Origin of the sequence: Aquirufa nivalisilvae (assembly GCF_003143535.1) — a bacterium.
Classification (GTDB): domain Bacteria; phylum Bacteroidota; class Bacteroidia; order Cytophagales; family Spirosomataceae; genus Aquirufa; species Aquirufa nivalisilvae.
The window spans coordinates 2,372,831-2,395,512 of record NZ_CP029346.1 but is presented as its reverse complement, the minus strand read 5'-3'; the positions used below and the strand labels follow the sequence as shown (position 1 = coordinate 2,395,512).

General features: G+C 39.0%; 15 protein-coding genes. 7 read left to right on the top strand and 8 right to left on the bottom strand.

The window, feature by feature from the left end:
• Positions 1-69: 69 nt before the first annotated feature.
• Both HME7025_RS10230 and HME7025_RS10225 read right to left on the bottom strand, forming a co-directional pair.
• Complete coding sequence (locus tag HME7025_RS10230) at positions 70-1,845, bottom strand: RagB/SusD family nutrient uptake outer membrane protein (protein WP_109323634.1); 1,776 nt, start codon at positions 1,843-1,845, stop codon at positions 70-72.
• Between the two features lie 33 nt (positions 1,846-1,878).
• Positions 1,879-5,133 (bottom strand): SusC/RagA family TonB-linked outer membrane protein, encoded by a 3,255-nt coding sequence (locus HME7025_RS10225; RefSeq protein WP_109323633.1) that lies wholly within the window; start codon positions 5,131-5,133, stop codon positions 1,879-1,881.
• Positions 5,134-5,395: 262 nt separating this feature from the next.
• Between HME7025_RS10225 and HME7025_RS10220 the strand changes: the two genes are divergently transcribed.
• Both HME7025_RS10220 and obgE read left to right on the top strand, forming a co-directional pair.
• Complete coding sequence (locus tag HME7025_RS10220; RefSeq protein ID WP_109323631.1) at positions 5,396-5,965, top strand: adenylate kinase; 570 nt, start codon at positions 5,396-5,398, stop codon at positions 5,963-5,965.
• Between the two features lie 19 nt (positions 5,966-5,984).
• Complete coding sequence (gene obgE / locus HME7025_RS10215) at positions 5,985-7,076, top strand: GTPase ObgE (protein ID WP_109323627.1); 1,092 nt, start codon at positions 5,985-5,987, stop codon at positions 7,074-7,076.
• Here the strand turns inward: obgE and HME7025_RS10210 are convergent.
• The 5 genes from HME7025_RS10210 to HME7025_RS10190 all read right to left on the bottom strand — a co-directional run bounded on the left by HME7025_RS10210 (position 7,073) and on the right by HME7025_RS10190 (position 11,546).
• Positions 7,073-7,978: an SDR family oxidoreductase gene (locus HME7025_RS10210; protein WP_109323624.1), complete on the bottom strand. Its 906-nt coding sequence runs from the start codon at positions 7,976-7,978 to the stop codon at positions 7,073-7,075. The two genes, obgE and HME7025_RS10210, sit on opposite strands and share 4 nt — an antisense overlap.
• Positions 7,979-7,995: 17 nt before the next feature.
• Complete coding sequence (hemC, locus tag HME7025_RS10205; RefSeq protein ID WP_109323620.1) at positions 7,996-8,922, bottom strand: hydroxymethylbilane synthase; 927 nt, start codon at positions 8,920-8,922, stop codon at positions 7,996-7,998.
• Between the two features lie 2 nt (positions 8,923-8,924).
• Positions 8,925-10,058, bottom strand: a complete 1,134-nt coding sequence (locus tag HME7025_RS10200) for a DNA polymerase III subunit (RefSeq protein WP_109323614.1) — start codon at positions 10,056-10,058, stop codon at positions 8,925-8,927.
• Positions 10,059-10,085: 27 nt separating this feature from the next.
• Positions 10,086-11,228, bottom strand: coding sequence for a putative sugar nucleotidyl transferase (locus HME7025_RS10195; RefSeq protein WP_109323609.1), 1,143 nt, complete (start codon positions 11,226-11,228; stop codon positions 10,086-10,088).
• A gap of 72 nt (positions 11,229-11,300) precedes the next feature.
• A complete protein-coding gene (locus HME7025_RS10190) occupies positions 11,301-11,546 on the bottom strand; it encodes a type B 50S ribosomal protein L31 (protein ID WP_109323601.1) in 246 nt (81 codons plus the stop codon).
• A 519-nt stretch (positions 11,547-12,065) separates the two neighbouring features.
• Here HME7025_RS10190 and HME7025_RS10185 point away from each other — a divergent pair.
• The 5 genes from HME7025_RS10185 (at position 12,066) to HME7025_RS10165 (ending at position 20,767) form a co-directional block, all read left to right on the top strand.
• Complete coding sequence (locus HME7025_RS10185; protein ID WP_109323597.1) at positions 12,066-14,513, top strand: ribonucleoside-diphosphate reductase subunit alpha; 2,448 nt, start codon at positions 12,066-12,068, stop codon at positions 14,511-14,513.
• Between the two features lie 91 nt (positions 14,514-14,604).
• Positions 14,605-16,197 (top strand): glycosyltransferase family 39 protein, encoded by a 1,593-nt coding sequence (locus tag HME7025_RS10180; RefSeq protein ID WP_161956236.1) that lies wholly within the window; start codon positions 14,605-14,607, stop codon positions 16,195-16,197.
• A gap of 4 nt (positions 16,198-16,201) precedes the next feature.
• Complete coding sequence (locus tag HME7025_RS10175; RefSeq protein ID WP_109325395.1) at positions 16,202-17,155, top strand: glycosyltransferase family 2 protein; 954 nt, start codon at positions 16,202-16,204, stop codon at positions 17,153-17,155.
• Between the two features lie 6 nt (positions 17,156-17,161).
• The gene (locus tag HME7025_RS10170; protein WP_109323595.1) at positions 17,162-17,827 is read left to right on the top strand and encodes a lysoplasmalogenase; all 666 of its coding nucleotides are present in this window, start codon (positions 17,162-17,164) and stop codon (positions 17,825-17,827) included.
• A 15-nt stretch (positions 17,828-17,842) separates the two neighbouring features.
• On the top strand, positions 17,843-20,767 hold the full coding sequence (locus HME7025_RS10165) for an FAD-binding and (Fe-S)-binding domain-containing protein (protein WP_109323593.1): 2,925 nt from the start codon (positions 17,843-17,845) through the stop codon (positions 20,765-20,767).
• 10 nt (positions 20,768-20,777) lie between these two features.
• On the opposite strand, the gene nagB is transcribed toward HME7025_RS10165, so the two are convergent.
• Complete coding sequence (gene nagB, locus HME7025_RS10160) at positions 20,778-22,679, bottom strand: glucosamine-6-phosphate deaminase (protein WP_109323592.1); 1,902 nt, start codon at positions 22,677-22,679, stop codon at positions 20,778-20,780.
• Positions 22,680-22,682 lie beyond the last annotated feature (3 nt).

Sequence of the window (22,682 nt, the reverse complement as noted above, 5' to 3'; positions counted from 1 at the left end):
GTATGAAAAAGTACAAAAAAAAAGTCAGGACGGCTGTCCTGACTTTTTTAAATAACATGAAATAAACGACTAGTAGTTGTTTTGTTTCAATGTTGGTTTTCCATCTTTCTGAGAGTTTAAGATCTCATCATTTGGAAGAGGGAAGTATTCGTTTTTACCAGTAGTGAATGTTTTACCAGCTAAGTAACCTCTCTTATTGTAAGTTCTTCCTGTCATATCAGTACCGTTTTTAGCTTCTTCAGCCATGTATTTGTTCAAGTAAGGACCTGCAATTCCCCAACGAACCAAGTCGAAGAAACGGTGACCTTCCATAGCAAATTCTAAACGGCTCTCCATACGAACTGCATTCAGTGCATAATCTTTTCCTTTAGCAGCAAATGTGCCTGTAGGATATGGATTAATGACATAGTTCACAGTAGGATCTTGAACTGAACCATTCTTAGCACGGTTACGGATGATGTTTACATAAGTTTCAGCACCACTTAAGTTACCTAACTCAGCTTCACACTCAGCAAGCCATAAGATCACTGAAGACATTTTCAATAAACGGTAGTTGTTATTAACTGCACGTTTTGATGTTGAGTGAGTTGAGCTACCTTCATCAGCTAAGTAGTACATCCATTTTTTACCTGTATAAGGACCAGAATAGTTTTGGTCACGAATCCAAGGGAAACCTGGCATTGGGCCCCAATCCAAGAATTGAACACCACGACGACCTACTGTCCAGTCTAAACGAGGGTCAACAGGAATAGATTTATTCAAGTTGAATTCAATTGTAGAAGAACGAATACCTTGATCGTTAGGAAGGTCAACCATGTTGTAAGTATCAGCTGTTCCATCCGCTTTATCACCAATTAATGGTAAACCATCAGAAGAAGTTTTGAATGCATTTACCAAGTTTTGAGATGGTAAATAGAATCCGCAACATCCACGACCTGGAGCATTGGCAGAATATGGCCAGTTCAAGTTATCACCAGCGTTACCGTTGTTACCAGTAGAACCATCATTTACAGAGAATTCAACTTCGAAAATAGACTCAATGTTATTATTCGTTGTATTTCTATAGTTATCATGGTAGTTAGCTACTAACTTCTTACCAGAGTTATTGTATACATCTTCTAACAATGTTTTAGCAGCAGCCCATTTCTTTTGGAAGATGTAAGCTTTAGCTAAATAAGTCATAGCAGCCCATTTAGTTGCGCGACCTTTCTGAGCTTGAACAGCTGGAAGGTTTTCCATAGCATATTTGAAATCCGCCTCAATGTTTGGCCAAATGTCTTTATCATTTGGAATTTTAGTTGAGTTTGGATCATCACGCTTGTAAACAGTCTCATCGATGTAAGGAATCATGTTCCACATCTTTTTACCTTCAAAGTGATAGTGACCACGTAAGAAACGTGCTTCGGCTACTACTTGAGTTCTTTCAGCATCAGTCATGTCTTTTACGTCAGTACTTTTTGCCAAAAGGATAGCCTCGTTTGCACGTGCTACACCATCATATGTGTGTTGCCATTTACCTAAGAAATACGTGTTATCTGACAACCAGTTGAATTGCTCGATAAAACTTTGCTCTGGCTGATCTCCCGCATCCGTACCTTTAACAGCATCACCTGATGTGATACCACCAAAAACGTAATTGGAAATAGTTGATTGACGACCCGTATTACCAGCACCAACGCCGTCTAATAATGAGTACGCTCCAATCAATAATGCATTCACTCCATTCTTGTTGCTCAAGGAGGTTAATGAAGCCGCTCCTTGTGGCTGAATGTCGAAGAAACTATCTGAGCAAGAAGTGCTCAGTCCGACGATCGCTACTAATGCGAATGTGATTAACTTTTTCATTTTTTTATGATTTATTTTCAAATGATATCTAGATTAAAATCCTACTCTTAAACCAACATTGTATGATTTAGCCACAGGGAATGCACCTTCATCAATACCCATGTGGATATCTTGGTTGTCATTTCCTGAAGTTCTCAAGTTGATATCTGGATCTAAGCCTTTGTACTTACTAAATGTGAACAAGTTTTGACCTTGAACATACACTTGTAATGAGCTTAACTTTAACTTCTTAGTTACGCTAGAAGGTACTGTGTAAGTCAATTGGATGTTCTTGATACGAGTATAAGATCCATCTTCCACGAAGTAAGTAGAAATCTGCTGACTGAATGTGTCATTTGAGTTCAAACGTGGCAATTGAGCTACGTCACCTTGTTTCTTCCAAGAGTTGTACAACATATCCTTAGAACGGTTTCCTTGGAATGTGTTGAAGTCTGTCCAGTATTTCAAGTAGTTGAAAATCTCATTTCCTTGAACACCTTGAGCAAATACTGTCAAGTCAAAGTTTTTGTAACCTACGTTTAAGTTCAAACCGTAAGTGAAGTCAGGGTGAGGGTTACCAATGATTGTTTTGTCATCAGCAGTAATTTTACCATCACCGTTAACATCTCTAAATTTGAATACACCTGCACGAGTATAACCAGGAATTTGAGTTGCAGAAGCTGCTTCAGCATCATCCTTGATTACTCCGTCTACGATATAACCGAAGAAAGAAGCGATTGGTAATCCAGCCTTAGTTACAGAAATTGCAGGAAGACGAGTTGAGAATCCAAAAATCGATGCTTTAGGATCGTCGTTCAACTTCACTACGTTGTTTTTGTATTGGCTATACTGACCAGAAATCGAGTATCTCACGTCACCAATTTGGTTACGGTAAGTTACGTTGATATCAATACCTGTGTTGTTTACTTCACCAATGTTTACATAAGGAATAGACGCTGTTCCAGCTGTTTTAGGAATAGGTACCTGAGTTAACATGTCAGATGTAGTACGAGTATACCAGTCAAAAGCGATATCTAATTTGTTGTTGAACAAGCTACCATCAAAACCAATGTTGGTAGATGTATTTGTTTCCCAACGTCCGAATGAGTTACCGAATTGAGCAATATCAAAACCAGAAGCAATAGAGCTACCAGAACCTGCAATATCATACGCGTTATTGTTAGGGTCTGGAGTAAACAATGTATATGCATTGTATACGTTTGGAATCAACTGGTTACCAGTTTTACCCCAACCAGCACGTACTTTCAAATCGTTGATGAAAGTTAAATCTTTCATGAATGCCAATTCTGTCAAACGAGCACCTACAGAGAATGCAGGGAACGTTCCGTAACGGTATGCAGAAGAGAAACGAGATGAACCATCGCGACGTAATGTAAAGTCAGCTAATAAGAAATCCTTATATGAGTAGTTTACTTTTCCGAATTGAGAGAACAAAGCTGTTTGTGTAGCACCTGATCCAGCATTGGTTAAACCAGCAGCAGCACCATTGTTCAAGTAACGGTAAGATAAATCATCAAAAGCAAAGTTCGAACGAGATGCGTTGAAACCGAAAGCATAAGTAGAAACTGCTTCTGTACCTACTAATACGTTGAATGTATGATCACCAATCGTTTTGTTGTAGTTCAATGTATTGTACCAAGTTACTGCACGATCAAATGAGTTAGATACAGTTAAGCTGTTTGAGTTTCTTGCCTCAGCAGCTTCAATATCACGGTTGAAATAGGCCGACTGGTTGTAGTTATTGTATTCAAAACCTAAACTAGTACGTGCTTTCAAATCTTTGATGATTTCATATTCTAAGAATACGTTACCAAAAATGTGGCTACCTTTTGTAGGGTTATCTTTCTCTCTCCACTGACGAGCAAATGGGTTAGGAGCATTACCTAAGTTAGAACCACGTGAACCAGCAAATCCGTTTAAGTCAGATGAGTTAGTACCACCTAATCCTACTGGACCACCAGTGATATCGTATACTGGGATGATTGGTTGGATACGAATCGCAAACATGATTGGGTTGGATTCGTTATTGTTACCTGAAGGTACACCTACTTTTTCATCATAAGAAACAGTGAAGTTTTCACCAAAAGTCAAATTACCTTTTTTGAACTCTGTGTTTGCACGAACAGAGTAACGTTGGTAGCTAGTGTATTTCAAAATACCATCTTGGCTGAAATAAGAACCTGAGATAGCATATTTACCATATTTAGATCCACCTGTTGCTCCAATTTGATAATTCGAGATTTTAGCTGGTCCAAAAATTACTTTTTGCCAATCTGTTCCTTCTTTGTTTGCCTTTGTGATGTTCCAAGACGTTTTTCCTAAGTTAGGATCAGTGATGTCGTTGGTGTACGTGTAGTTAGCAGGTAAAGAACCATATACGTTTGGATAGATGTAATCCGCAATCGTTTGAGTTCCATCAGCTCCAAAACGATATTGAACTGAAGGAGAAGTTCCTGCAGGCTTTCCAGCACCAATTTCAGACTCATAGTAATACTGACCTAATTCTTTTGTGTTCAATAAGTCCAAAGTTTTACCAACATCTTGTGTACCTGTGTACATATCAAAGTTGATTTTTGGCTCACCTTCACCACCACGCTTTGTTGTAATGATTACAACACCATTCGCAGCACGAGCACCATAGATAGAAGCCGCAGAAGCATCTTTCAATACTTGCATAGACTCAATATCACTTGGGTTAATTTGGTTCAAAGTACCTTGAGTTGGAACACCATCAATTACATACAGCGGGCTGTTGTTGTTGATTGAACCAAAACCACGTACACGAACCATTGTACCACCACCTGGAGAGTTATCATTACCTACAGTTACTCCAGACGCACGTCCTTGTAACATTTGAGTAACTGAAGCAGATGGAACTGCTGTCAATTCTTTCGAACTAACTACGGCTACCGCCCCTGTGATGTCTTTTTTACGTTGTGAGGCATAACCTGTTACAACGATTTCGCTTAATTGGCTAACATCTTCATCCAAAGAGATGTTGATGCTTGATCTGTTTCCTACTGGAACAGTTTTAGCCACATAACCTACTGAACTAACAGTCAATTCAGCATTGGCTGTTTTTACCGTGATGGAGAATGCTCCATTACCATCGGTTGTAGTTCCGGTGGTTGTACCTTTAACTAAGACGGATACTCCTGGAATACCGTCGCCTTTAGCGTCCTGTACAGTACCAGATACTTTTCGGTCCTGACCCCAAGCTACCCAAGAAACGGATAACATTAAAGCCATTAAGAAGACCACTCTGCTTACGTAGAAATTTGTTTTCATTTAGTAAAAGATTTGAGTGAAAATTTGATTTTGTCTATAAAAAATAGCCTTTTATCGACTTAATCGCCTGCAAGTTAGGCCTTACAATTTAAAGATTAGCACATTAGGGTAAAAAAATTTCACTTATTTAATATACTATTCTTGAACTCAGGACTTTAAAGGCAAGGTATATTTTAGATAATGGTGGTTTTATCCTTTGGCATTGATTACCTTTGTCCTTCAATTTTTAATCTTGTTTAACAGTCAACCATTTACATTCTTTATGTTAAATCTTGTACTATTTGGGCCTCCAGGGGCTGGAAAAGGAACTCAGTCAGCTAAATTGATTGATAAATATGGTTTAATTCATTTGTCCACAGGAGATTTGCTACGTGCTGAGATTACTGCAGGTACAAGTTTAGGCCTTGAAGCTAAGAAACTAATGGATCAAGGTATTCTTGTTCCAGATTCAGTAGTGATAGGAATGATTGAAAATAAATTGAATGAAAATAAAGGGGCCGCTGGATTTATTTTTGATGGTTTTCCTAGAACAGTAGCTCAAGCAGAGGCTTTAGATACCTTGTTAGAAGGACATCAATTATCCATCAAACACATGATTTCGCTGGAAGTGAATCAAGAAGAATTGACGCAGCGATTATTAGAGCGCGGAAAGACTTCTGGTAGACCAGATGATCAAAATGAAGAACTAATTCGTAAAAGAGTGCAGGAATATGGAGAAAAAACAGCTCCAGTGGCAGGACACTATGCTTCCCAAGGAAAATTCCAAGGAATCAATGGTATTGGTGAAATTGAAGAAATATTTGGACAGATTGTCCGCATCATTGAGGGTTAATAGCCCGGTATAATACCTTATGACATCCAATTTTATAGATTACGTAAAGATAAACGTCCGCTCTGGTAGAGGAGGGTTTGGATCTTCCCATTTTCGTCGTGAAAAGCACGTACCTAAAGGAGGGCCAGATGGTGGTGACGGTGGTAGAGGTGGGCACATCTATTTAGTTGGGAATTCTCAACTTTGGACTTTACTGCATTTAAAATACCAAAAACACATTATTGCTGATAATGGCAAAGGTGGAGAAGGGGGAAGAAGGTCAGGTGCTGAAGGTGAAGATATTTTCATTGAAGTTCCCCTAGGGACCATCGTAAAAGATGCTGAAAGCAATGAGTTTTTAGCCGAGGTGACTGAAGAAGGCCAAAAGATATTATTACTTCCAGGAGGAAGAGGCGGGATGGGTAATACTCATTTTAAATCTTCAACCAATCAATCCCCACGTCACGCTCAACCCGGTGAAGAAGGCCAAGATCGTTGGGTGATTATGGAATTGAAAGTGTTAGCTGATGTCGGTTTGGTTGGTTTTCCCAATGCTGGCAAATCCACTTTACTTTCTGTCTTATCCGCAGCTAAACCTGAGATTGCAGATTATCCTTTTACGACCTTAGTCCCTCATTTAGGTGTAGTGGCATACCGCGATTATAAATCATTTGTGGTAGCTGATATTCCAGGAATCATCGAAGGAGCCTCTGAAGGAAAAGGTTTAGGTTTGCGTTTTTTGCGTCATATAGAGCGTAACTCCATTCTTTGTTTCTTGATTCCTTCTGATGCTAAAGATTGGGGTAAGGAATACGAGATTCTTTTAGGGGAATTAGAGAAATTTAATCCCGAATTACTTCAAAAACAGCGTGTATTGGTAGTTTCCAAGATGGATATATCCATACCAGAAATGCAGGAAGAAATTAGGGCGAGCTTGCCAGCAGATTTGCCGGTAGTATTTATCTCCTCTATTACTCAAGAAGGTATTCAGGAATTGAAAGATGTTCTTTGGAAAACCTTACAGGAAGAAAACACGAAGTTTCAAGCAGATACTTTATTAGCTAAGTCGTTACAAGAGGAAAATGATGATGCTACACCAGAAGAAGAATCCCCTTTCATAGAAGAAGATTAAGCGCGAATTTGTTCGGCAACGATTGCAATTCCCTCATCAAAACTCCTAGGCTGATAACCTAGGATTTTTTTTGCCTTGTCTAAAACAAAGCCCGTTCTAGGTGGGCGCTTAGCAGCCTGTTGGAAGGTAGAAGAATCGGCTTTTTTTATTAATTCTATTGGTAAAGTAAAGAAATTAGCCGTTTTGATGGCCATTTCATAAGGAGTTAGAAAATCAGAACCCGATATATTGAATACGCCTTCTGCTTCTTTTTGGGCAATCAACCAGCAGCCAATGGCTAAATCTTCGGCTAGGGTAGGTGTGCGGAATTGATCCGTAACTACTTGAATGGATTTGCCTTCTTCCAATGATTTTTTTACCCACAAAATGATGTTTGTTCGGCTCATATCTTGAACAATACCAAATACAAGTACCGTTCTAGCGATGGCCCAACGAATTGATGATTCCTGTAGTAGTTTTTCTGCGGCTAGTTTACTCTCTCCATAAATGGAAATAGGATTGGGCTGAGCTTCTTCATCATAAGGCCCATTTGCACCATCAAAAATAAAGTCAGTAGATAAATGACACATAAATGTGTCGTGAGCTTCGCAGGCTTGGATTAAATAACGTACGGCTGTTACATTCAATAATTCGCAACCTGTTGGATCCACCTCACAAGTATCCACATTCGTCATGGCTGCCGTATGAATTAATACGTCAGGTTGATAGGCTTGAAAAATATCCATTACCTCTTTTTCTTGCGTGATATCTAAGGATACATAGGTATACCCTGAACTTGAAGCAAGACGGTTGGGACCTTTAGCTGTTGCAATTAAGTCAATGTCCCCTTGCTTGATTAGCAATTGCACTAATTTTTGACCTAATAAGCCATTGGAACCGGTAATTAAAATTTTCTTTTTCATGCGAAATTTCAACAAGATTATGGATTTAACTCTGCCCTAATGGCTTGTAGGATTTTTCTAGCACCCGAATTTACCAAATCTCCCGCTAAATGTTTACCTAAAATTTCAGGATGAGTACCAATTTGTGTGAATTCTATTTTTTGTTGGCCATTTAAACTCAGCACACCACCCGTTAATTGGAGGGAATCCTCTTTTAAAATAGCATGGCCATATACGGGAACACTACAACCGCCTTCTAACTGATACAATAAGCTTCTTTCAGCCAGCAGGCATTTTTCTGTTTCTATATGGTTACAGGCGGCCCTAATTTGTTCTTTCAGGCTGGGATCCAAAGTAACGGCACATTGAATGGCCACTGAGCCTTGTCCCACGGCTGGGACAAATTGTGCTATTTCTAAATGTTGCGTGATATAAGCACTCATATCCATGCGGTGTACTCCAGCATAGGCCAGAAGCATGGCATCGCAGGTTCCTTGTTTCAGTTTTTCTAGTCGAGTTTGTAAATTACCTCGCATTTCTACTGCTTCATGTTGTGGATAGAAATGCTTTAAAAATGCCCTTCTGCGCGTTGAAGAGGTGCCAATTTTTAATTTCTTGTCTGTATCTAAACGTAAGCTAGGGTCTAAACTAAGCACCACATCATGTGCAGCCTCTCTTTCAGTATATGCTATTAATTCTAAATCTTCTGGTAAATGTGAGGGCAAATCTTTGGCTGAATGCTGAGCAATATCAATTTCTCCTTCTCGGAGCATCGTTTCTAACTCTTCAGTAAAAACCCCTTTTGAACCAATTTTGGATAAAGAGCGATCTAATACTTGATCTCCTTTGGTACTAATGGCCATTAGTTCATAACTAAATCCAGCCATTTCCAGCAAGTGACCAATATGGTTTGCTTGCCATAAGGCTAATGCTGAATTTCGAGTTCCTATTCTAATATGCTGCATGTTTAGGCTTTTTGTTGTGCATGATAAATGCGGACAAATTGTAAGGATAAGTCTAAATGGACCATTTTGGCACGGGCGTTTCTCTCCAAATGGTAGTGTACATCCGAAACTTTACTAGACATCTTTTCTATTTTCTCCTGACTTAAAGTCTTTGAAAAATTATCAATGAATTTTTTTTCTTTTTCCAATGATTTTATCAATTGAGGGGCACCCGAAATTTGATATAAACATTGTCTAAGCACGTGAAGGCTATATTCTAAAAGGCCTTTTTGATCTTCTTTGGCAAAACCGTCAAACTGGTCAGCTAAAATCACCAACTTGCTCAAGTTTTTGGAATAGATGGCTCGCATCCATTCGGCAAACCAAGTGGAAGTACTTAAATTTTCCGTTTTCGACTTTTCTAATGCCCAAGAAATATTCCCTTCTGCACTTTGGGCTAATTGCAATGCTTTTTCAGAGTCAATGGAAGATTGTTCCACTAAAAAATCAGCGATGGCATGCTCTTCTACCATGGGGATTTTTACACGTTGGGTCCTAGAAAGGATGGTGGCGAGTAATTTTTGAGGATCAGAACATACCAACAAAAATAAGGTAGTAGAAGGCGGTTCTTCCAAAGTCTTTAGCAGGGCATTTCCTGAAGAGGCATTTAATGATTCAGGATTCCATAAAATGACAACTTTAAAAGGTGCCTCAAATGGTTTTAAGCTAATCTTTGGAATCAGTTTTCGGGTTTCTTCCACAGGAAAATTCCCTTGTTTGTTTCCTTCTGCACCTAAATAAACTAACCATTCAGGCAAAGTTCGATAGGGAGAATCAGCAATGAAATTTCTCCATTCAGGCAAGAATAAGTCAGATTCGGGTTCTTTTACTTTTTTTGTAACGATGGTAGGAAAAAGGAATACCAAATCGGGATGAACGGCTCTTTTCATTTTTTGACAGCTCGCGCATTCTCCACAAGCATCATCCCCTTGTCGATTCGTACAAAATAAATAGGTTGTAAATGCCAAGGCCAAGGCTAATTGAGGTCCTCCATAGGAGCCATGAAACAATTGAGCATGCGCAATATGCTGATTTTGCACAGCAGCACTCAATGTTTTTTTGATATCAAATAAGCCCGGAATATCCTTAAAAAGCATGCCTTTTGGAATGAGTAAACGAAAAGGCTAAGTTCGGAAAGAAGCCTCCTCTTTCCAAATTTCTTCCATGACCTGAGCTAGATTTTCAGGAATTGCTTGATGTTTTAGGTTGATCCATTGGCTGGCTACTTGTTTCGCCTTTTCCATTTGGTAGGTTTGGACCTTGGGATACTCTCCCCAAGTAAAAGAAGGGATAAATTTTGGTAAGAAACCTTGGCTACTAATATTGCAATGACAACCGATGACGCTGCCTGTATTGAATTTACTATGTATGCCTGTTGTAACAAAATCTCCCATGATAAGCCCTAGGGCCATGATACCTGTATTTCTGGGCTTTGATAGGCTATAATCAAAGATAGCAACAGGTTTTAAATCATTTTTTAGATTGGAATTACTGGTGAGAGCTCCCATGTTGCTATGTGCACCAATGACAGAGCTTCCAATATATCCTTCATGCGCTTTATTACTAAAGGGGAAAAAGATGGAGTGATTTATTTCTCCTCCCACTTTGCATCCTGGACCTATGGTGGTGTTAGGTCTGATTTTAGCACCTAAATTAGTTGTTGAGCCTTTTAAAAAAGCCACCGGTCCTTGGATGATGGTTCCCATTTGCAGATTGACATCTTCGCCTACATAGATAGGACCTGAACTAGCATCCAGCATGCATCCTTTTAACTGAGCACTTGGATGTATGAAACAATTCGATGGAGATAAAATGATGTTGCCCAGAGATTGATATTTTTCGACATCAAATGGGGCAGGCTGTATTTCTTGCTGCAAGACCTCAGCTTGATGTATTAAAAGATCTTCAGGATGTTGAATCCAACTGGCCTTTCCTGCGTATTCTACTTTTCGTTTGTCGGAGAATGGGGAATCTTGCGATGGACGAGGTTCTGAACCTGTAAAGGCTAATACCTGTTGGCCTTGAACTAAAACAGTATTGTGCTCTAATTGGGAGATTGCTGAAACAACAGCTTGATCGGGGAGTAATGATCCCAAAATAGAAAGATAGGTGTTTGTAGGCTGGTGGCTGTTTGGTATAAACGACTTCCATTTATCCTGTATCGTGCTGGTTCCGAGCCATAATTGATCTAGAGATCGATAATAGCTCAATGGCCTCATGGATTGAACCAGGAGAGGATCATTGTAGAAGTTGACATTTTCCAGCATGCGGCAAAAATACAATAAAAAAGCCTCCCTGAAACAAGTTCGAGGAGGCCAAGGTAATGTTTTTTGTTTGGATTAGTTTTTCTGAGCGTAACGCTTGTTGAATTTATCCACACGACCTGTAGTATCTAATAACACGTTTTTACCTGTGTAAAAAGGGTGTGATTGAGAAGAAACCTCAATTTTAAATACAGGATAAGTAGCTCCTTCGAATTCAGTTGTTTCAGTTGTATTAACGCAAGAACGAGTTAAAAACTTGTAATCTGCTGATAAATCGTGAAATACAACTTCTTTGTATTCTGGGTGAATGTCTTTTTTCATGTTGGGTAGTATAATGACGATTCCCTGCCGTCTTGTTGTTTGATAATGAAACCTGTGGGATGAAGGTTTAGGTAATTCGGGATGCAAAATTAAAGATTTAATAAGGAAAACCAAAAAAATGCATAACAATTTTTCGGGGTTTTTGCCAATAATTGACGGCTTAAAAAAATCTTAAAAAATATTTTCTGGTACTTTTCAAAGACGTAGATGTCGTAACGAATTGACATGAGGTTACTTGAATGTTGTATTTCAAATAAGCCTTATTTTTTTATTTTTTTTGGAGAAAAAATAGTTTGCAAGCGGTGTTCTTTTTTTCTAATTTTACGTAGTGCCCAACCCCCCAAGGAGTATGCAATCCTTGGATGAAGTTAAAGCTTAAAAACAAAACCGCCAACCATTTTTCAAGTGATATTTACTTGAATGTTTTAGATGAGAAATTTTCTAGAATGGGAATCTTTTGTGCTTTAAAAGGGTTGTATGCTGAATAATTGAGACGCTAATTTTTCTAATATATAAAGTATGTACGTAATTAAAAGAGACGGTCGACGTGAATCTGTCAAGTTCGATAAAATCACAGCAAGAATTGAGAAGCTTTGCTATAGCTTGGATCCATTTTTTGTTCAACCTCTAGAGGTTGCTAGAAAAGTGATTACAGGGCTTTATGACGGGGTTAAAACCACGGAGTTGGATAACTTAGCGGCTGAGACAGCAGCTTCGTTAACGACTAAGCATCCTGACTACGCTGTATTGGCAGCGCGTATCGCTATCTCTAACTTACACAAGAATACATTGAAGTCCTTTTCGGCAACAATGAAGCGCTTGTATACGTATGTAGATCCCAAAACAGGTCAAAATGCAGCACTTCTTTCGAAGGAAATCTATGATATCATCAAAAAAAATGCGGTAGAGTTGGATGAAGCTATCATCTATGATCGTGATTTTGGTTATGATTATTTTGGTTTCAAAACATTAGAGAAATCATATTTATTAAAATTAGAAGGTCAAATCGCTGAGCGTCCTCAACATATGTTGATGCGTGTAGCTGTTGGTATCCACGGTGCTGATATTGCTGCTGCGATTGATACCTACAATTTATTGTCGGAGCGTTGGTTTACCCATGCTACACCAACTTTGTTTAATGCAGGTACTCCTAAGCCTCAGATGTCGTCTTGCTTCTTGTTAACCATGCAAGATGATTCTATCGAAGGTATTTATGATACATTAAAACAAACCGCTAAGATTTCACAATCTGCTGGTGGAATTGGTTTGAGTATTCACAATATCCGTGCTACGGGATCTTATATCAAAGGAACCAACGGTACATCCAATGGTATCATCCCAATGTTGCGTGTATTTAATGATACAGCACGTTATGTAGACCAAGGAGGAGGAAAGCGTAAAGGATCATTTGCTATCTATCTTGAGCCTTGGCATGCCGATGTATTTGACTTCTTAGAATTGAAGAAAAATCACGGTAAAGAAGAAATGCGTGCTAGGGATTTATTCTACGCATTATGGATTCCAGATTTGTTCATGAAGCGCGTGGAAGAAAATGCCGAATGGTCATTGTTCTGCCCTCATGAGTGCCCAGGTCTTTCTGATGCCTATGGTGAAGAGTTTGAAGCATTGTACGAAAAATATGAATTGGCTGGAAAAGCAAGTCAAGTTGTAAAAGCTCAGGAATTGTGGTTTAAAGTATTGGAGTCACAAACAGAGACAGGTACACCTTACATGTTGTACAAAGATGCTGCCAATAAAAAATCAAATCAAAAGAATTTAGGTACGATTAAGTCGTCTAACTTATGTACTGAAATCATGGAGTATACTTCTAAAGATGAAGTAGCTGTATGTAACCTTGCTTCATTGGCATTGCCTAAGTACGTTCGAATGAACGAGCAAGGAATCTTGGCATTTGATCACGATAAATTATACGAAGTAACAAAAGCGGCAACTCGCAACTTGAATAAGATTATCGATGTGAACTATTATCCAGTGCCAGAAGCAAGAAATTCGAACTTGCGTCACCGTCCTATCGGATTAGGTGTACAAGGTTTGGCCGATGTGTTCATTATGTTACGCATGCCATTCGAGTCAGAAGCTGCGAAACAATTGAATAAGGATATTTTTGAAACTATTTACTACGCATCTATGGAAGCATCCATGGAGCTAGCGAAAGTTGAAGGACCTTATTCTACATGGGAAGGTTCACCTATCTCTAAAGGTGTTTTCCAATTCGATATGTGGGGAGTAACTCCAGAATCAGGACGTTGGGATTGGGAATCACTTCGTCGCTTAGTTGTAGAAAATGGAGTTCGTAACTCCTTGCTAGTGGCTCCAATGCCAACGGCATCTACTAGCCAGATTTTAGGAAATAACGAGTGTTTTGAACCGTATACTTCTAATATTTATGCACGTCGTGTATTGTCTGGAGAGTTTGCGGTTGTTAATAAACACTTGTTAAAAGATTTGATCAAATTAGGCTTGTGGAATGAGAGTATGAAGAATAAGCTGATCTCTGCGAATGGCTCGGTTCAAAATATCCCTGAAATTCCTCAAGACTTAAAAGATTTATACAAAACAGTTTGGGAGATTAAGCAAAAAACGATTTTAGAAATGGCCGCAGATCGCGGAGCCTATATCTGCCAATCGCAAAGCTTGAACATCCACATTCAAGACGTGAACTTTGGCAAGTTAACATCCATGCATTTCCACGCTTGGAAGCTAGGATTGAAAACAGGTATGTATTATCTACGTACCAAAGCTGCTGCTGATGCCATTAAATTCACTATCGAAAAACAAGCAGAAGTGGCGATTGAGCAAACTAATAATGTGCATGAATCAGAAATGCAGTATGCGAGACAGCAAGCTGCATCAGCTGCTTCATTCACCGAAGCAGAATCGCAGAATAGAGCCGATATGACTTGTTCTTTAGACAATCCTGAAGCATGTGAGGCCTGTGGTTCTTAATAAAAAGCTGTTATTCAGTTTCAAATTGTGTTTAAAAATCACTTGATGGCAACATCAAGTGATTTTTATGTTTTCTAGCTAAATGTGTTCGATGAAAAATAAAGGCCTTTTTGTATTGAGTTTTTTTGCTTTAATGCTCTTGGCATTGGGCCTAAGAACCTATCATATTGGTCAATTTGGCTTATTTGGAGATGAAAAGCAAAGCCTTCTTTTAGCAGTAGGAAATACCAATTTTGGTGGAATGACGGATATGTTAGCTCCTCCAAAGACATTTACACCAGAAGATTTTTGGAAGTCTAGAGGTATCAAGGCCTGGTTAGACGCAGATGCCCGTGGCGATGTCAGTGGGAATAGTTTAGTGCACGACATGATGCTGAAATTGTTTGCCTTTTTGTTTGGCAAAGAAGATGGAGTCATTCGCTCGGTTTCAGTCCTTTTTAATATGTTGACGCTTTGGCTACTTTTCTACTGGGCTCGAAAAATTCGACCTCAATCAAGAGTCTTTCCAATCATCATATTAGCTTTAGCTGTCATAGAACCATTTTTTGTGATTTATAGCCAACAGGCCAGAAATTATACCACCAGCATTTTCTTTACTACAGCCTCCAATTTTTACTTTTGGTCTGCTATGCAAGCAGAGAACCAACAGAAAAGTACACGTAAAAAGTGGATCCTATGGATGCTTACTAGTTTGGCAGCTTTATTCAGCACATACCTTACAGCTTTGGTCTTTGTGGGTCAATTGATTTTCTCTTTAACCCAAAGAAACTCTTGGAAATTTTGGCAAAAACATATCCTAAGTGGTATATTAGTCATTATTCCATTTGCTAGTTGGATGCTATGGGGGCCAGGACAATATTTTTTAGCATATCAGGCAGATGCCGCCAAGCAATACCGCGAGTTTTTAGAACATAGTGGTCCTATAGCTGGGTGGATTGAGCCTGCAACTGCCGGCAATTTGTATAAAAGAACGGTTTCCATATTATCGGATCAATTTTTGTGGACCAATGATTTATATGTTCGCCATGGATTTAAAATTGGCGCCATTTGCTTGTTGTTGTTCGGCGTAGGAGTGATCTCTTGGCTAAAAAGCCTTTCTAAAGAAGTTAGGTCATTCTATATATTTGGGATTATCCAGATTGCTTTTCCAGTTCTAGTATTAATTCTATCAGCCATTAATGCAGGTACAACTACAGGTTTTTTCTTGCGCTATGCTAGTTTTGGACTCCCATTTGGGATATTTATTTCAGTGGGTTTGGCTGAATATGCTTTTCAACAAGCCATTTGGATACGGATTGTGAGCAGTATATTTTTATTCATACAGGTGAATTATTTGGTTCAAATATTGCTGCCACTCTATTCGGATAAAGTACAGAAATATACTTTTGCTCATGATCGAAGGTCAAACCCTTACATCGAAATCGCACATAAAATCAAGCAACAGTATCAAGTAGGAGATACCGTGATTTATCCTTCAAAAATGAATAATTTTTTGAATTCAGCACATTTACAAGTAAGAGCGGCGGATGTGAGTGATGCCCAATTAACCAATGTGTACTTTGAACCGACTGATTTATATGTTCAGAAAATAGATACCTTAATTCAAGATTCCGTGCTTTTAAAGAAAAAAAATGGCAGAAGATTGCTTATTTTTGACTTCAAAAAAGGGAAATATAGATATTAGACGCATGACAAATGGAATTCCCCAGGTTTCCTTCGTGATTCCAGTTTATAACGAAGAAAGTAATTTACCTACACTCGTAGAGCGATTGATCAAGATAATGGATCAATCCCCAATAAGTTTAGAGGCCGTATTGATTGACGATGGCAGTCGAGATAATTCTCGAGCTATGTTGAAACAATTAGCATTAGTTGACCCTCGCTTCCATGTGGTTTTATTATCTCGAAATCACGGGCATCAATTGGCGCTTACGGCTGGCTTATCGGTAGCTCGTGGCACAGAAGGTGTTTTTGTGTTAGATGGAGATTTACAAGATCCTCCCGAGTTATTGGAAGAGTTTTATGCCAAACATTTGGAAGGCTATGAGGTGGTTTATGCTATTCGTGAGAAGCGCAAAGAACCATGGTATAAGCGCATGGCTTATTTTATTTTCTACCGAATATTGAAGAAAATAGCCAATGTAGATATTCCTTTGGATAGTGGAGATTTCTCTTTCATCGGTAGAAAAGTAGTGAATATTTTAAATCAAATGCCAGAAGAGAGTCGTTTTATTCGAGGAATGAGAACCTGGATTGGATTTAAGCAAATAGGCATCTCGTACAATCGACAAGAACGCGCCTTTGGAGATTCAAAATATACCTTTTCTAAGTTGGTTCAATTGGCCTTGAATGGGATATTTAATTTTAGCGAGTTCCCTATTAAATTTGTGTCCTCAGCAGGTTTCTTAGCCATTGCGTCATCTCTTTTGTATTTCTTTTATGTCGTAATCAAGAAATTGTTTATAGGTCAAGTGATTGAAGGATTTACCTCTTTATTATTTGTAATCATCTTATTTGGAGGAATTCAATTATTGGCGATTGGTATTTTGGGTGAATACATCTTACGTATTTTCTTCCAATCGAAAAATCGCCCGAATTACATTATTGACCAAGAAATTTGTGAAGGGAAACTACTGAAATAGGATAAAATGAAAGGGCCAAGGATTTTCTTGTTGTTGTATGGAATTGCAGCCTTCATGGATGTGATTGTTCCAATGCTCTTTCCTTCTCTCTCTCAAGTACGGTACCTTGCTAAACCAGCCCTCATGTTATTGTTGATGGCCTATGTCTTCGTTTCAAAAGATGTGGAACGTAAGCCAACCATCTTGTTAGCTTTGTTTTTTGCCTGGTTAGGAGATGTATTTTTGATGATTCCTGGTAGTAATCCCTTGTATTTTCAGCTTGGCCTTGGTGGTTTTTTGATCATGCAATGGATTTACATTGAGATGTTTAAAAAGCAGACCAATAAAGTGTTAAGTCCGGTAAATGGGATGACGGTCTTGGTGGCGATTTATGTAATAGGTTTATTGAGTCTCCTTTTACCTCAAATGAACTTAGCATTAGCTATTCCAGTTGTTATCTATGCAATTAGTTTAGGAACAATGCTTTGGTTCGCTTCACAAAGAAAATCCAGTGTTTCACTTTGGAATTATCAATGTATACTCAGTGGTGCGATATTATTTGTTTTGTCAGATAGTTTATTGGCTATAAACAAGTTTTATCATTCATTTCCTGGGAATTCCTTTTGGGTGATGTCCACTTATATCCTTGCTCAATTGTTACTCACGCAAGGTTTGGTTAAATTGCGCTCTTAATTAGATATTGATTTCATGCTTTCTACTGTTGAAACAACACCTGTCTTAGCTGAATTAGCTGAGAAAATTCAAGGATCATTATTTACCGATACGGTGATGCGTACTTTGTATGCCACGGATGCCTCGGCATATCGTGAAATGCCTTTAGGAGTTGTTATTCCTGAAACTCAAAAGGATTTAGAAACAATTATTCGATTTGCGGATCAGCATGCTTTACCATTAATTCCAAGAACCGCTGGAACATCTCTGGCAGGCCAAGTTGTGGGCAAAGCTCTCATTGTAGATGTATCCAAGTTTTTTAACCGAATTTTAGAAATCAATGAAGAAGAGTCCTATGTGTGGGTAGAACCTGGTGTGGTTCGAGATGTGTTGAATGTTGAGTTAAAAAAACACGGTCTATTTTTTGGGCCAGAGACGTCTACTGCTAACCGCGCCATGATAGGTGGTATGCTGGGCAATAATTCATGTGGATCCAACTCCGTTGTATATGGCTCCACGCGCGACCATGTATTGGAAGTTGAAGGTTATTTGTCTGATGGGACTTTGGTCAACTTTAGCTCTGAAAATCCTTTCGAAACGTTGAAAGGTTTGAAAGAGGGCACGCGTTTACATACCATTTATGCTAAAACCTTAGAAGCACTTTCCGATTCTAAAAGACAGCAGGAAATTCAAGATGAATTTCCAAAACCAAGTATTCACCGTCGAAATACGGGCTATGCTGTGGATATGTTGTTGAATACGGATGCTTTTGAATCCAAGAAAGCACCCTTTAACTTTTGTGCATTGTTGGCGGGTTCGGAAGGAACGCTTTGTTTTGCTACCAAAATAAAATTGCATGTCGACAAGCTTCCACCTAAGCATTTAGGTTTAGTTTGTGCGCACTTTAATACGATTGATGAGGCATTACGAGCTAATTTGATTGCCTTGAAATTTAATCCTTCAGCCTCAGAATTGATGGATCATTATATTTTGGAATGTACCAAAGCCAATCCTGAGCAAAGACAAAATCGTTTTTTTGTGGAAGGTGATCCTGGAGCTATTCTTGTGGTGGAATTACTTTCTGATGATCCCAATGAATTAGCGTCACAAGCCAAGGAGGTTGAAAAAGCGATGCTTTCAGAAAACCTTGGTTATCATTTTCCATACATCACTGGTGAGAATGTCAAGAAGGTTTGGGATTTGAGAAAAGCGGGTTTAGGTTTATTATCTAATTTGCCAGGCGATGAAAAAGCTGTAGCCGTAATTGAAGATACAGCTGTGGATGTCAATGATTTGCCAGCTTTCATTGCTGAGTTCAATGTGATTCTTTCTGAGAATAATCTTTATTGTGTGCATTACGCACACGCTGGTTCTGGGGAGTTGCATTTAAGACCCATTATTAATCTAAAGACTAAAGAAGGGCATAAGATGTTCCGCCATATTGCGGAAGAAATAGCCCGTTTAGTGAAAAAATATAAAGGTTCTTTATCAGGAGAACATGGTGATGGCCGACTAAGGGGAGAATTTATCCCTTGGATGGTAGGTGAGTCCAATTACCAATTGATGCGCGAGTTGAAATCTTGGTGGGACCCTAAAGGGATTTTCAATCCTAATAAAATTGTGGATACGCCACCTATGGATAGCTTTTTGCGTTATGAGGCAGGTCAAATAACTCCTGATTTCAAAACGGCTTTCCGCTATCAAGATCAGGATGTATTGCAACATGCTGAGCAATGTAATGGCTCAGGAGATTGCCGAAAAACGCCTATTTCTGGAGGTACGATGTGTCCATCATTTATGGCAACTCGTAATGAGAAAGAAACCACTCGTGCCCGTGCCAATATTCTTCGTGAATTTTTAACTCGTTCTCCTCAAGAGAATCGATTTGCCCATGAAGAGATTAAAGAGGTGATGGATTTATGCCTAGCTTGTAAAGGTTGTAAATCGGAATGCCCATCTAATGTGGATGTGGCCAAATTGAAAATGGAGTTTTTATACCAATACCAAAAAGAAAAAGGTTTGCCTATTCGCAGTTGGTTGGTAGGCCATTTCTCTAGCATTTCTTCCATAGCATCTAAAATTCCTTTTGCTTATAACCTAGTGATGGGTACTCCATTTTTGCGCCGCATTGCGAATCGGATTGTAGGTTTCCATCCAAACAGAAGTATGCCATTGTTGGCGAATCAGACCTTGAGAGCTTGGTTGAAAAATAGGCCCAGCATTTCTTCCAATAAGGCCGTGTTTTTGTTTGTGGATGAATTTACCAATTTCAATGATGCTGAAGTAGGAAGAAAGGCTGTTTTACTTTTGGAAGCATTGGGCTATGAGGTTAGAACATTAGACCACCCAATCTCTGGTAGATCCTTTTTATCAAAAGGTATGTTGGACGAAGCCAAGGAATTAGCTCAGAAAAATGTGGAGTTGTGGAGTGATTTAGTGAGTCAAGAAGTGCCATTGGTGGGTATTGAGCCATCAGCCTTATTAACTTTTCGAGACGAGTATCCTGATTTAGTATCGGAAGCTTGGGTTGATCGAGCGAAGGAACTGGCAAAAAATGTTTTATTGCTAGAGGAGTTTATTGCCAAGGAATTGGAAGCTAAGCGAATTTCACCGAATCAGTTTACTCAAGAAAAGCGATTAATTAAATTGCATGGACATTGTCAGCAAAAATCCATTAGCTCTTTAGTGCCAGCTAAAAAGGCTTTATCCTTGCCTCCGAATTATGAAGTACAATTGATACCTTCAGGTTGCTGTGGTATGGCAGGTTCATTTGGCTACGAAAAAGAACATTATGATTTGTCGATGCAAATAGGAGAATTAGTACTCTTTCCTACAGTTCGGGCTCAAGCTCCAGAAGTTATTATAGCCGCATCAGGTACAAGCTGTCGTCACCAGATTCACGACGGTACGCAACGCGAAGCGAAGCATACCGCCGAAATCTTATTTGAGGCTTTGGTTTAGAGGTGGTTTATTAAAATCTCCAGCGTACGAATGCTTCCATGGCTTCGTACTCAGCTAGTCCTAATTTATTGTAAATGCTGGCGGTTCCACGGTTGCGTTCTTCTGCTCTTTGCCAGAATTCACGCGAGTCATCTCCTTGGAATACAACCCCATCTTTTTGAGATTGGTGTTTGAATATACCCATACGCTTTTGAAACACTTGATCTGGCGACATAGGAACAGCCATTTCAATTTGATCGATATCCCATTCAGCCCAGGCTCCTTTGTACAACCAAACCCAGCAATTTTTCATGTATTCACGATGCTTTAATCGTTGAACAGCTTCTAAAATGGCATCCAAACAAACTTTATGGGTTCCGTGTGGATCGGCTAAATCTCCTGCCGCATAAATTTGATGTGGTTGAATTTCTTCAATTAAATCCATGATGATTTGGACATCCGCTTCTCCAATCGGATTTTTACGAACAGTACCTGTTTCATAGAAAGGCATTTCTAAGAAGTGGGTATTTTCTTTTTTGATTCCAACGAAGCGACACGTGTTTTTTGCTTCTCCTTTACGGATTAGACCTTTGATTTCACGAACAGATGGAATATCAATTTCTGAATCAAGCTTACCTCTTAAGAACTTAACAGCTTCTTTGTAAATCTTATTAGCTTTTGGATTCGAGTTTTCAAATTTTTCATTGAAATCTACTACGAATTCAGCAAAACGAAGTGCTTCATCATCTGCAACGGCAATGTTACCTGTTGTTTGATATGCTACATGGACTTCATGTCCTTGATCATGAAGACGTTGGAATGTACCACCCATGGAGATGATATCGTCATCTGGGTGTGGACTAAATATAATGACTTTCTTTTTGGCTGGGAATGCTCTTTCCGGACGGTGGGTATCATCAGCATTAGGCTTTCCACCTGGCCAACCTGTAATGGTATGTTGCAAGTAGTTAAATACTTCAATGTTGATATCATATGCCTGACCATACAAGGATAGTAGTTCGGAAAGACCATGTTCATTGTAATCTTTACTTGTTAATTTTAAAACAGGCTTATCCAACTGTAGTGCCAAATGCGTCACTGCTTTTTTGATCATTTTACGATCCCAAATAACAGAATCTACCACCCAGGGTGTTTTGATGCGGGTTAATGCCGCAGCAGCTGTTTCATCTAAAATGAAAGTAGCATTATTATGTTGCTGTAAATAAGAAGCTGGAATGTCTGAAGTCACTGGACCTTCTACGGCACGAGCTACACTTTCAGCCTTATGTTCACCCCAAGCCAATAAAATCACACGCTTAGCATGCATGATTTTATCAATACCCATCGTGATCGCTTTTTTATGCACCTTTTCTAATCCTCCAAAATCAATGGCTGCATCAATTTTGGTGCTAATGTCTAAGGTCATCAGACGAGTTCTCGAATTAATTAAGGAGCCCGGTTCATTAAAACCGATATGTCCATTTCGACCGATTCCCAATAATTGAAAATCTAATCCACCAAGTTTTTCAATTTTTTCATCGTAATCACGACAGAATTCAGGGATTTTTTCGATGGATAATGTTCCATCTGGAATATTGATGTTATTCAATGGGATGTCAACATGATCAAATAGTTGTTCCTTCATGAATCGGACATAACTTTGAATAGCATCTGGTTGCATCGGATAATATTCATCCAAATTGAAGGTAATCACATTTTTGAAGCTTAATCCTTCTTCTTTATGCATTCGGATTAATTCTTGATATACCTTTTTAGGAGAGGAACCTGTTGCCAATCCTAAGACTGCCGGTTTCTTTTCTTTGGCTCTTTCGCGAATTAGAGAAGCAATTTCTAGAGCAACAGCTTTAGAAGCTTTTTCTGAATCAGAATAAATGTGGGTGGGTACTCGTTCAAAACTAATGGCCTGTTCCATGGT